Source organism: Streptomyces sp. NPDC087422, assembly GCF_044744145.1.
Classification (GTDB): Bacteria; Actinomycetota; Actinomycetes; order Streptomycetales; family Streptomycetaceae; genus Actinacidiphila.
On the sequence record NZ_JBIUXT010000008.1, the window covers coordinates 266,033 to 275,832 of the forward strand.

Sequence of the window (9,800 nt, forward strand, 5' to 3'; positions counted from 1 at the left end):
ACCACGCCCCCCCCACGCCCAAGTTTTTAGTCTTCCCACCCCCACCAACCCCCGGGGGGGGGGCGGGGGGGGGCCCCCCCCCGGGGGCCCCCCCCCCGGGGGCCCCCCCCCCCCCGGGGCCGCCGCGAGGCGCGACCGGACGGTGCGTCAGGTCGCCGTGCAGGTCAGCACGGGAACGGCGTTCCCGCCGCTGTACGTGCCCTGGAATCCGAAGTGGGTCTCGGCGGACGGCGCGAGGGCGCCGTTGTAGGCGAGACTCGCCGCGGTCACCGCCGCGCCCGACTGGGCGACGGTGGCGTTCCAGGAGTTGGTGACGCGCTGGCTGCCGGGGTAGGTCCACGACACCGTCCACGAACGCGTCGCCGACGTACCGCTGTTGGTCACCGTCCCATCGGCGGTGAAGCCGCTCCCCCAGTCGTTGCTCACCGTGTAGCTGGCGGAACAGCCGCTGCCGCCACCGCCGTTGGACCCGCTGGAGGTGGTCGCGGTGACCGGCGCCGAGGCGGCGGAGGTGTTGCCCGCCGCGTCGCGGGCCTTGACGGTGTACGTGTACGCCGTCGCGGCGGTCAGCCCCGAGTCGGTGTACGACCGGCCGGCGGTCGTCCCCACCAACGCGCCGCCGCGGTAGACGTCGTACGCTGTCACCCCGACGTTGTCGGTCGCCGCCGACCAGCCCAGGGAGACCGAGGTCGCCGTGGTCCCGGTGACGTTGAGGCCGCCGGGCGCGGTCGGCGCCTGGGTGTCGGAGCCGGTGCCGCCGGAGCCCGCCGCGCTCGCGCTGAAGGAGAAGCCGGTGGTGGCCAGACCCTGGCCACCCTGCCAGACCTCGAAACCGGCCTCTGCGTCGATGAGGTAGTGCGCCGGGTCGACCGAACCGCGGCCGACCGCGTCGTCGATCAGCGCCTTGACGTCGAGGTTCGAGACCGAGGTGCCGCCGCCCTGCAACACGTAGGAGATGATCTTCCACGAGGTCTGACGGCCGGTCCACACGTCCCAGTTGCGCCCCGCGGCGGCCGACGTGCCGCTCTTCCCGCCGAACGGCTGCACCCCGCCGCGGCTGTTGAGCCAGATCATGATCTCGGTGCCGTCCGGCTGACCGGCCGTGGTCGGCGTCGAGTTGATCCACAGGTCGTACGCGACGTCGTAGGCACCGGACGCCGGTTGCACCGTGCTCCACGAGGAGACCGCGCTGCCCAGCTTGCTGATCTGGATCGGCATACCGCTGTTCGGCGTGCAGTCGCCCCAGTGGCAGCCCTTGAAGAGCGAGGGATACGTGGCGGGCGCGCCGTTCGTCGGCAGGTTGAAGTCGGCCGTCGTCAGCGACCACGCGGTGCCGCTGGAGTACGTGACGCACTGCTGCGCGGTGGAGTTCCACTCGTTGGCCTGGAGCGTGTACTCGCCGCCGGCCACCGGGAGGGTGCCCTGCGGCGCGCAGGTCGAGACGGGGTCGGCGTGCGCGGTCGTCGCGGTGGTCAGCGGCAGCAGCAGCGCCGCGACGGCGGCGAGCACCGCGACCGCCGGGCGCAGCCGGCTGAGCCGCCGGAGCGGATGGGGCCGGTTCCGACGGGGCGGACGGGGCGGACGGGGCGGACGGGGCCGTGCGAGCGGCCCGGAGCGAGGACGGGCGGGATGACGTGTCACTGGTAAGTCCCTTCACCAGTTCGTGGGGGGATGGGTGACGGCTCGGCAGCGCAGGCCACAATGGGAGCGCTCCCATGCCACCGCGTTGATGAAGCCAGGCCCCTCCCCCGGCATCAAGGGGCTCCGCGTGGCGGAGGGTCCCCGCCGTCCGCGTACCGCGAGACCACACCGTGCGCGCACAGCGAAAGGCCCCGCTCACGCGACGTCGGCTTGGCGGGGCGGTTCGGGGTCGGTCAGTCCGCGGCTCCGGCCGGGACGGGAGCGCCGCCGAGGTAGCAGCGGATCGCCGTGCCGTCGGGGGCGGCGTGGACGCGGACGAGGTCCGCGATGTGATTGACCATCAGCAGACCGCGCCCGCCCGGGCGGCCGTTCGGAGGCAGGCGGCGGCCGGCCATCGGGTCGCTGAGCCTGCCGCCGTCGCGGACCTCGCAGACCACCTGGTCGTTCTCGGTCCACAGCCGGATCGTGCCGGAACCGCCGCCGTGCAGAACGCTGTTGGTGATGAGTTCGGAGACCGCGAGGGCCAGGTCGTCCAGCCGGGCGCCGGTCAGGCCGAAGCCGCCCGCCAGCCGGACGGCGAAGCGCCGCGCGTCGCGCAGGCGTTGGTCGTCGAAGGCGAAGGACGCGGCGTCCCGCGGCTCGGGCAGCGGGGTGTTGCCGGAGGCGACGGCGTGGTCCGGCGCGTAGCGGTCGCTGGGCCGCTCGCGGCCCGCCTCGATCACCACCGGATGGGTGGCGTGCGCGTCGTCCAGGACGTCGGGGGCGAGCCCGGCCGCGTCGTACGGACACAGGATCGTCACCTGCCGCCCGGCGAAGGCGGTGTTGATCAGCGCCTCGTGCTGGACGCAGGCCGGGTACTCCAGCGCGGTGCGCCCCGGCCAGATCGGCTCGCCGATGATCCGGACCGGACCCGGCGGCTGCGCGTCGCAGAAGGCGCGGAGCACGGCCGGAATGATGCGCCCGGGGTTGCGCCCGACCGTGGTCATGTCGATGAAGCGCACGGCGCCCGCGTCGGACCCCAGCGCGGTACGCAGCAGGCCGAGTCCGACGGGCGGGGCCGCGACGGCGACCGGTTCGCCCGCGGCGAGGCCGTCCCGTACGAAAGGAACGGTGCCCTCCAGATACTCGCGCGCGCCGCGGTAGAACAGAGCGGGATGGGAGAAGTTCCGGGCAGGACTGATCACGGCGCCACCGTTCGCGACATCGCACGGCAGCGTCCCGGTGGCGTTTCCCACGCCTCTCGCGTCGGCCTCGGCGCCCCCTGACGCCGGCCGACCGCGATGTCCACCCTGAAGGCCCCCTTCGGACACCTGCGGTTTTTTCGGACACCCCTTGACAGCGGTTTCGGACAACAGTGCTGTCACCGCCAGTATGCTCCTCGCCCGACAATCATCAACGCCGGGAGCCGCCTGGCCGCCGTACGCGCCCGCAGCGCGGGCCGCTACCCCGGAGAACCGACCGGTCCCGCGCCACTCCGCGCCGGTCCCGCACCAACTCCGCGCCGGTCCTACGCCACTCCGCGTGGCCGGAACTGGACGCTGATCCGCCCGCCCACCGCTCCCCGCGTCTTCGGCACCGCGTGATCCCAGGTCCGCTGGCAGGAGCCGCCCATCACGATCAGGTCGCCGTGGCCCAGCGGCTGCCGGACGGTGCTCCCGGCGCCCCCGCCGCCGCGCGGCCTGAGCAGCAGCGGGCGCGGCTCCCCCAGGGACACGATGGCGACCATCGTGTCGTGGGTGCCGCCGCGCCCGAAGCGGTCGCCGTGCCAGGCCACGCTGTCCCGGCCGTCGCGGTAGAAGCACAGTCCGGCGCTGACGAAGGGCTCGCCCAGTTCGGCCGCGTAGTGCGCGCTGAGCCGCGCGCGGGCGTCGGTGAGCACGTCGGCGGGCAGCGGGTCGCCCTCGCGGTAGTGGGCGAGGAGGCGGGGCACGGCCACCACGTTGTCGTACATCCGGCGCCGCTCCTCGCGCCAGGGGACCTCCGCGGCCAGTTCCGCGTAGAGGTCGTCGGCGCCGCTCAGCCATCCGGGGAGCGTGTCGATCCAGGCGCCCTGTCCGAGGTGGGTGCGGCGGGCTCCCTCCAGGTCACCGAGGCCCGGAGCGCCGCCGCCGAAGATGGACGCCTGCTGAGGGGACGGGTGGCTCATGCGCCGAGCCTACCTCGACTGTCGTACACCTGTTCTATTGTGTGCGGTGTGCCGAACGTGTGCCGAACGCGTGTGCCGGATGTCTGCCGGGCACACGTCGGGCATGCGTCGGGCATACGTCCGGCACACGCCGGGCGTTCCCGCCCGGTTCGCCGCAGGATGGAGAACATGCTGTTCGCCGAGGTCGCCCGTGTCTCGTACGAGGTCGCGCACACATCAGCGCGGACCCGCAAGACGGCGCTGCTGGCCGAGTTCTTCCGGGCCATGGAGCCCGAGGACGTGCCGGTCGCCATCGCGTATCTGGCCGGACGCCTGCCGCAGGGGCGGCTCGGCGTCGGCTGGGCGGCGCTGCGGGACCGCGCCGAGCCCGCCGCGGAGCCGACGCTGACCGTACGGGCGGTGGACGAGGCGCTGACGGCCGTCGGCGCGGTCGCGGGCGCCGGGTCGCAGGGCCGGCGGCGGGACCTGCTCCAGGGCCTGCTGGGCGCGGCGACCGAGCGGGAGCAGGAGTTCCTGGTCGGGCTGCTCACCGGCGAGGTCAGGCAGGGCGCGCTGGACGCCGCGGCGGCGGAGGGCCTGGCCGCCGCGACCGGCGCGCCTGCCGCCGGCGTACGCCGCGCGGTGATGCTCGCGGGCGCCCTCGAACCGGTTGCGCGGGCCCTGCTGGCGCGCGGCCCCGACGCGCTCACCGAATTCGCCCTCGCGGTCGGCCGGCCGCTGCTGCCGATGCTGGCGTCCTCCGCCAAATCCGTCGCCGAGGCGGTCGCCAAGGCGGGGCCCTGCGCGATCGAGGAGAAGATCGACGGCATCCGTGTCCAGGTGCACCGCGACGGCGAGTCGGTCCGGATCTTCACCCGCACGCTGGACGACATCACCGAGCGCCTGCCGGAGGTCGTCGCGGCCGTCCGCGCGCTGGGCGCGGACCGTTTGGTCCTGGACGGCGAGGTGCTGGCGCTCGGCCCGGACGGGCGGCCCCGGCCGTTCCAGGAGACCGCGGGCCGTGTCGGCTCCCGCGTCGACGTGTCGGCGGCGGCCCGCGCCCTGCCGCTGACGGCGGTCTTCTTCGACGTGCTCGCCGTCGGCGACGGGGACGCCACCGAGGACCTGCTCGACCGCGGCTACGACGAGCGGCACGCGGTGCTGGCCGGGCTCCTCCCCGAGGAGCTGCGGGTCCGGCGGACCGTCGTGTCGGACCCGGCGGACGAGGCGGAGCTGCGGGCCGCCGAGGACTTCTGGCGGGCCACGCTGGACCGCGGGCACGAGGGCGTGATGGTCAAGGCCGCCGACAGCGGCTACGCGGCCGGTCGGCGCGGCGCGTCCTGGATCAAGGTCAAGCCGGTGCATACCCTCGACCTGGTGGTGCTGGCCGTCGAGTGGGGCCACGGCCGCCGCACGGGAAAGCTCTCCAACCTCCACCTGGGCGCGCGCGACGGCGACGGCTTCGCCATGCTCGGCAAGACCTTCAAGGGCCTGACGGACGCGCTGCTCGACTGGCAGACCGAGCGGCTGCTCGCCCTGGCGGTCGGCCCGACCGACGGATACGTGGTCACCGTGCGCCCCGAACTGGTCGTCGAGATCGCCTACGACGGCCTCCAGACCTCGACCCGCTACCCGGCGGGCGTCACCCTGCGCTTCGCCCGCGTCGTGCGCTACCGCGAGGACAAGACAGCGGCCGAGGCCGACACGCTGGAGGCGGTACGGGCGGCGCACGGCGGGACGTGACGCGGACCGCCGGGCGGCGCGCCCTCCCGGTCAGGCGGCGCCCCGTCCCGGGCAGTCGGTCACGCGGTCAGGCGGTCACGCGGTCACGCGGCGCCGTGGTTCTCCAGCCGGAAGCGCGCCTCCTGCTCCTGGTCGCCCGACGCGGTGCCGACCACCCGGACGGTGAACGCCTCGGCCAGGCTCTCCCGCAGCCGGTCCACCGCGCGGTAGCCGCCCTGGGCCGTGACCGTCAGCGACTCGCCGAGCCGCGCGGGTCCCGGCACCCCGAGGGTGCGGGACACGTCGAAGGTGGCACTCCAGACCATCGGCCGCCCGTCCGCGGAGTCCTGCGGGATGTCGTCGGGCTCTCGGTCCGAGGCGAAGCTGGTGTTCAGAGCGTCGAGAACGGTCTGCGCGTCCTCCTTCGCGCAACCGTCGAAGGTGACCGCTACCTGGGCTGACTCGTCTTGCGCCGTACTCACGGGGATTCCTTTCGGAGGAGGATGGTGGCGCGCGCACCCGATTTGCGCCACGGTCAGCACTTTTCCGCTGCGGGGCGGGCAAAACCCACGACTCCCGCGAATGGCGGCGTCCGCCACAATCAGAGGATGCCCCGACGTCAGAACCGCCGCCCGGCGGCCACCCGGCTCTCCCCTACGGCTCCCTGCCCGTGCGGACGGCCCGCCGCGTACGACGACTGCTGCGGCGCCCTGCACCAGGGACGGTCCGCCGCCACGACCGCGGAGCAGCTCATGCGGTCGCGGTACGCCGCCTTCGCCGTACGCGACGCCGCCTATCTGCTGCGTACGTGGCACTCCGGCACCCGGCCGCCGGGCCTGCGCTTCGACGGGGACGTGCGGTGGACCGGCCTCGACATCCTCGGTTCGACCGGCGGCACCGCCTTCCACACCGAGGGCACCGTCGAATTCCGCGCCCGCTTCCTGGCCGACGGCCAACCGGGTGACCAGTACGAGAACAGCCGCTTCGGCCGCGAGGACGGTGCGTGGGTGTACGTCGACGCGCTGCCCGAGCGCAGCGGATGACGGCCCTCGACCCGGCCGTACGCGCGGCCCTGGCGCGCGAGCTGCTGGACGCGCTGGCCGCGTACTGCCCCGGCTCCCGGACCCGGCTGCGCGGCTCGCTGGCCTCGGGCACCGGGGACGCCTACAGCGACATCGACCTCGAATGGACCGTGCCGGGCGACCGCTTCGCCCACTGCGTCGACACCGCCGCCGTGGCGTTGGGGCGCGTCCGGCCGCTGGCCTCGCTCCGCGTCGACCCGGAGTCGGCCGCCGCCATGGGCGAGCGGCTGCTCTTCGCCGCCTTCCGCGGTCTTCCGCTCTTCTGGCGCCTGGACCTGTCCGTCCGCGCGGAGCCGGCCGGGTCGGCCACCGTGCCCGCGGCGCCCGCCACCGCCTGGTCCCCGGCCGCCAGCGCCCTGGCCAACGCCGTGGCCACCGTCAAGATGCTGCGCCGCGGCCGTCCCGATGCCGCCCGCGGCCTGCTCACCCGCGGCCTCGCGCGCGTCGGCGCGCCCGACCACCTCACCGACGGCGCCCTCGCCGACGTCCTGCGGCTGACGGCCGCCGCCGTCGAGTACGACCCGTCGCAGGCCGGTCTGGCCGCCGCCGTGTCGGCGCTCGCCGAGAGCGGCTGCGCCCCTGAAGGCGGCTCCTAGGCCACCGGGCGGCGGGCGTCGTAGGCGACGAAGCCGCGCTGGAAGAGGCCGATCAGCGCGATGGCCGAGATGCACGCCAGGCCGCCGCCGACGACGGCGACGGTGGGCGTGAACAGGTCGGAGACGGAACCCGCGAGGAAGTCGCCGAGGCGGGGGCCGCCGACCACCACGACGAGGAAGACGCCCTGGAGGCGCCCGCGCATGTCGTCGGGGGCGGCGGATTGCAGCATGGTGTTGCGGAAGACCATCGAGACGGTGTCGGCGCAGCCCGCGAAGGCCAGGAAGAGCAGGCCCAGCCAGAGGTTGCGGGTGAGCCCGAAGACGGCGACGGCCGCGCCCCAGGAGCCGACGGCGAGCAGCACGGCGAAGCCCTGGCGGTGGACCCGGCCGAGCCAGCCGGAGAAGACGCTGCCGAGGAGCGCGCCGACGGCGGGGGCCGCGGCGAGCAGGCCGACGGTGCGGGTGTCGCCGCCGAACCAGAGCCCGGCGACGGCGGGGAACAGCACGCGGGGCTGGGCGAGCACCATGGCGGCGAGGTCGGAGACGAAGGTGGTGCGCAGATTGGGCCGGGCGGCGAGGTAGCGCAGGCCCTCGATGACCGACGGGCGGCGGCGGGCCGCGCCGTCCCCTTCGCCGGGGAGCATCGCGGGCAGCCGCCACATCGCGTAGAGGGAGGCGCTGAAGGCGGCGACGTCGACGGTGTACGCGGCCTGGTAGCCCCAGGCGCCGACGAGGACGGCGCCGAGCATGGGTCCTGCCATCTGGCCGACCCCGCCCGCGAGCGAGGCCAGCGCGTTGGCGGCGGGCAGCCGCTCGGGCGGCAGCAGGCGCGGGATCATCGAGGAGCGGGCGGGCGAGTTCATCGCGAAGCAGACCGCCTGGAGCGCGACGACGGCGTAGAGCAGTGCCACGGACCTGAGATGGCCGAAAGCCGCCGCGGCCAGCACGCCGGAGCAGACGGTGGAGCCGGCGGCCGTGATCAGGCCGAGCTTGCGCCGGTCGACCGCGTCGGCGACGGCGCCGCCGTACAGGCCGAAGACGATCAGCGGGACGAGCGAGAAGAGGCCGACCAGGCCGACGTAGAAGCTGGAGCCGGTGATCGCGTAGACCTGGAGCGAGACGGCCATCGCGGTCATCTGCTGGCCGATGTACGACACGGTGTTGCCGAACCACAGGCGGCGGAAGTCCGGGTGCTCACGCAGCGGGCTCACATCGGCCAGCAGCCGGCGGCGGGGCTTGGCCGGCGGCGCGGATATCTCCGGCTTTCCGGATATTTCAGGCGCGCGTGACCCGGATGGCGCAGGCCCCTCGTCTCGGTCCTCTTCGCTGTTGAGCACGAGGAACCGTAGCAACCATGCGCCGCACGGCAGCGGCCAGGGCCGGTTTCGCACGCGCGCACGGCACTTCGCCACTGTGCGTAGCGCGCCGGAAACCGGCTGGTGACGGAGGACGGGCAGGCTTACGCTGTGCGGGACGAACCGGTCTCAGGGGATGTACCGAACCCCGGGGCCCGTCCCGGAACGAGTCGCCCACCTCGGCCGCGCTCCGGTCCTCCCCTTCGCCCCCGGGCGTGGGGGGCCCAAGGCGCCACCGCGTCCGTACCGCCCGAAGAGCCATCCCACCGGGCGCCGGGCGCGGTCGGACGGCCGCGTCGGGTGTCGCCGGTCCACGCGACGCAAAGGAGTGCGCGGTGTCACCTGATCAACTGAAGCGCAATGAGTCGGCCGAACGAGGCGGCGACGGTGCCTCGCTCCTGGCCGAGGAACGCCCCCTGGACACCTGGTCCCGGTGCGCGCCGATCCGCCTCGCCGGTTACGAGGACGATCTGACGGAGACCCACATCCTGCGCGGCATCGACTAGAAGGCCGCCCGGACGACACCGCGTCCGACAAGCAGTCAGCTGTCGACCTGTCGCCGCGTCATGTCGTGGCGACAGGTCGACTCGTCGGTACGTCGGTACGTCGACACCCGGTGTTCGACAACCGGCCGCCCCGGCGCCCGCGCGAGCGGCATTCCCTCGGCACGGCGGCGAAGACGAGTCGAACATCACGTTCACCGGCCCCCGTTGTGGACATGAGTGTCATGTACCGTGAAGGGACTACTACTTCGCACCCCTCGACCCCTATCCGGGGCCTGCGCAAAGACGCGACGAAGAAGAGGGTGCGGCCCGGCAGGCAATTTTTTTCGCCGCTCTCACGCATGGAACAGCGTGGGCCGGGCAGGCGCGTCCCGACTTCGCCGACATCGAGGAGTACGACGATGCTGATGGCCCACCCGACCGTCCTTCGGAACCTGGTGGAACGCTACGAGACGCTGACCGCTGAGGTCGAGACGGCGAAGTCCGTCGACCCGCGCGTGCGGCAGCAGCTCCAGGACACGGCGTACACGCTGTGCGTGTCGACCGGCACCCGGGAGATCGCCCCGGCGCTGGCCGCCGCCCGCGTGCACATGGAGCGCCACCTGTTCATGGACGAGGACGACGAGACCGAGGACGCTTCGGCGGCCTGAAGCCGGACCCCACGACAGACGTCACAGCGGCGGGGGGGGGGGCCCGGGGGGGGGGGGGGGGGGGGGGGGGGGGGGGGTGTGGGGGGGGGGGGGGGGGCCGCCGCGGGGGCGGTGTATATTTATGGG

At 74.0% G+C, this 9,800-nt stretch carries 10 protein-coding genes; 5 read left to right on the plus strand and 5 right to left on the minus strand.

Going from position 1 to position 9,800, the window contains the following annotated elements; all coding sequences use genetic code 11:
• Window positions 1-147: 147 nt before the first annotated feature.
• The 3 genes from ACIO6U_RS25750 to ACIO6U_RS25760 all read right to left on the minus strand — a co-directional run bounded on the left by ACIO6U_RS25750 (window position 148) and on the right by ACIO6U_RS25760 (window position 3,787).
• The gene (locus tag ACIO6U_RS25750; protein WP_401722635.1) at window positions 148-1,509 is read right to left on the minus strand and encodes a cellulose binding domain-containing protein; all 1,362 of its coding nucleotides are present in this window, start codon (window positions 1,507-1,509) and stop codon (window positions 148-150) included.
• 365 nt (window positions 1,510-1,874) lie between these two features.
• Complete coding sequence (locus ACIO6U_RS25755) at window positions 1,875-2,825, minus strand: sensor histidine kinase (RefSeq protein WP_355350301.1); 951 nt, start codon at window positions 2,823-2,825, stop codon at window positions 1,875-1,877.
• Between the two features lie 323 nt (window positions 2,826-3,148).
• Window positions 3,149-3,787 (minus strand): alpha-ketoglutarate-dependent dioxygenase AlkB, encoded by a 639-nt coding sequence (locus tag ACIO6U_RS25760; RefSeq protein WP_355350298.1) that lies wholly within the window; start codon window positions 3,785-3,787, stop codon window positions 3,149-3,151.
• A 168-nt stretch (window positions 3,788-3,955) separates the two neighbouring features.
• Between ACIO6U_RS25760 and ACIO6U_RS25765 the strand changes: the two genes are divergently transcribed.
• The gene (locus tag ACIO6U_RS25765; RefSeq protein ID WP_401722640.1) at window positions 3,956-5,509 is read left to right on the plus strand and encodes an ATP-dependent DNA ligase; all 1,554 of its coding nucleotides are present in this window, start codon (window positions 3,956-3,958) and stop codon (window positions 5,507-5,509) included.
• A gap of 83 nt (window positions 5,510-5,592) precedes the next feature.
• Here the strand turns inward: ACIO6U_RS25765 and ACIO6U_RS25770 are convergent, their stop codons facing one another.
• On the minus strand, window positions 5,593-5,970 hold the full coding sequence (locus tag ACIO6U_RS25770; RefSeq protein WP_401722642.1) for a hypothetical protein: 378 nt from the start codon (window positions 5,968-5,970) through the stop codon (window positions 5,593-5,595).
• A 126-nt stretch (window positions 5,971-6,096) separates the two neighbouring features.
• Here ACIO6U_RS25770 and ACIO6U_RS25775 point away from each other — a divergent pair, with 126 nt between their 5' ends.
• Both ACIO6U_RS25775 and ACIO6U_RS25780 read left to right on the plus strand, forming a co-directional pair.
• Window positions 6,097-6,531 (plus strand): YchJ family metal-binding protein, encoded by a 435-nt coding sequence (locus ACIO6U_RS25775; RefSeq protein WP_355350289.1) that lies wholly within the window; start codon window positions 6,097-6,099, stop codon window positions 6,529-6,531.
• On the plus strand, window positions 6,492-7,166 hold the full coding sequence (locus ACIO6U_RS25780) for a hypothetical protein (protein WP_401722646.1): 675 nt from the start codon (window positions 6,492-6,494) through the stop codon (window positions 7,164-7,166). The genes ACIO6U_RS25775 and ACIO6U_RS25780 overlap by 40 nt, the downstream gene beginning before the upstream one ends.
• Here ACIO6U_RS25780 and ACIO6U_RS25785 read toward each other — a convergent pair.
• A complete protein-coding gene (locus tag ACIO6U_RS25785; RefSeq protein ID WP_401722764.1) occupies window positions 7,163-8,440 on the minus strand; it encodes an MFS transporter in 1,278 nt (425 codons plus the stop codon). The two genes, ACIO6U_RS25780 and ACIO6U_RS25785, sit on opposite strands and share 4 nt — an antisense overlap.
• Before the next feature lie 416 nt (window positions 8,441-8,856).
• On the opposite strand from ACIO6U_RS25785, the gene ACIO6U_RS25790 reads away from it, so the two are divergent.
• Together ACIO6U_RS25790 and ACIO6U_RS25795 are read left to right on the plus strand one after the other, a co-directional pair.
• A complete protein-coding gene (locus ACIO6U_RS25790; RefSeq protein WP_355350281.1) occupies window positions 8,857-9,027 on the plus strand; it encodes a hypothetical protein in 171 nt (56 codons plus the stop codon).
• Window positions 9,028-9,425: 398 nt separating this feature from the next.
• Window positions 9,426-9,674, plus strand: a complete 249-nt coding sequence (locus ACIO6U_RS25795) for a DUF5133 domain-containing protein (RefSeq protein ID WP_355350278.1) — start codon at window positions 9,426-9,428, stop codon at window positions 9,672-9,674.
• Window positions 9,675-9,800: the final 126 nt, after the last annotated feature.

Excerpts from the sequence above, each read along its gene's own strand:
- ACIO6U_RS25795 (WP_355350278.1), top strand. The coding sequence starts at position 9,426 with ATGCTGATGGCCCACCCGACCGTCCTTCGGAACCTGGTGGAACGCTAC.
- ACIO6U_RS25760 (WP_355350298.1), bottom strand. The coding sequence starts at position 3,787 with ATGAGCCACCCGTCCCCTCAGCAGGCGTCCATCTTCGGCGGCGGCGCT.
- ACIO6U_RS25765 (WP_401722640.1), top strand. The coding sequence starts at position 3,956 with ATGCTGTTCGCCGAGGTCGCCCGTGTCTCGTACGAGGTCGCGCACACA.
- ACIO6U_RS25775 (WP_355350289.1), top strand. The coding sequence starts at position 6,097 with ATGCCCCGACGTCAGAACCGCCGCCCGGCGGCCACCCGGCTCTCCCCT.